A 1,080-nucleotide genomic window follows, 5' to 3' on the forward strand; every position below is an offset into this window, starting at 1 on the left:
AGCCAACTTTAATATCTGCTGCTAGCGCATTAAAACTAAGGCCCGCAGCCATTAGCGCCACTGCTAATTTGCTTTTCATGGTTTTCATTTGCATAACTCCTTCATGCGGGGATCCGGATCCCTTGTTATTGTGTTTGCGTCTTTATAATGACTAAAGATCAGCCAAGCGAAATACTTGGTTTATGCCGTTTTGATTTCTTCTCGCAAGCCCGTAAATTCAGGCATCAGAGAAATCAATTTTTTGCTGTATTCGTGCTGTGGAGCAGTAAAGAGCTGCTCGGTAGGCGCGACTTCCAATAACGTGCCCATCTGCATTACACCTACTCGGTCACACATCTGACGAATCACCGGTAAATCGTGACTGATAAACAACATCGTTAGGTTCAGTTCACTTTGCAGATCTTTTAGCAAGTTCAGAATTTGTGCCTGTACCGACACATCCAACGCTGATGTCGGTTCATCACAAATCAAAAGTCGAGGACGAGTTGCCAGAGCGCGCGCAATCGAAATACGCTGACGCTGACCACCAGAGAATTCATGAGGATATTTCACGCCAGCCATGCGACCCAAACCAACATGATCAAGCAAATCATTCACGATTTGACGTGTTTCTGCTTCATTTTTGGTGAGTTTATGGAAACGAATTGGCTCGGCAATAATGTCTGCCACCTTCATACGAGGGTTCATAGACGTGTATGGGTTTTGGAACACCATCTGCATTTGACGTCGCATCGGACGACGCTCTTTTTCCGACTTCATCGCCGTGAGATCGATGCCTTCAAATTTCACTTGGCCAGAGTTTGGCTCATACAAACCAGCAATCACGCGCGCGATGGTCGACTTACCCGAACCTGACTCACCCACCAGACCAAACGTCTCACCTTCGTGCACCTCAAAACTCACATTGTTCGAAGCCTGCACGTACTCACGGCGGCTTTCAAACAAAGAGTCCTTAGTCACAAACCTTAGGTTGACGTTTTTCACATCCAACAACGGGCCAGTGTACTCGCGCTGATCTTGGCTTTGACCAAGCCAGTGGTTCTTAATGTCTAGCGACTTCATTTCTGTCGCTTCTTCGAT

At 46.7% G+C, this 1,080-nt stretch carries 1 protein-coding gene; it reads right to left on the minus strand.

Annotated features, from left to right (window positions below):
• Positions 1-180: 180 nt before the first annotated feature.
• On the minus strand, positions 181-1,080 hold a 900-nt coding region (locus tag R8N47_RS23710; protein ID WP_318185916.1), incomplete at its 5' end, for an ATP-binding cassette domain-containing protein.

This window comes from Vibrio sp. 2132-1 (genome assembly GCF_033344315.1).